Genomic DNA, 208 nt, shown 5'->3' on the forward strand with positions numbered 1-208 from the left:
ACTCGAACCCGCGACCCCCGGCGTGACAGGCCGGTATTCTAACCGACTGAACTACCGCTGCGTATCGCTGTGGACTTGCGTCCATTTAACTCGTCTGATCATAGCCCGTAGGCTTGGATCTCGAACCAGGCGAACCTGTTTCGGAAAATATGGCGCAGCGGACGGGACTCGAACCCGCGACCCCCGGCGTGACAGGCCGGTATTCTAA

The organism is Pseudomonas brassicacearum subsp. neoaurantiaca (genome assembly GCF_013608025.1).
GTDB lineage: Bacteria > Pseudomonadota > Gammaproteobacteria > Pseudomonadales > Pseudomonadaceae > Aquipseudomonas.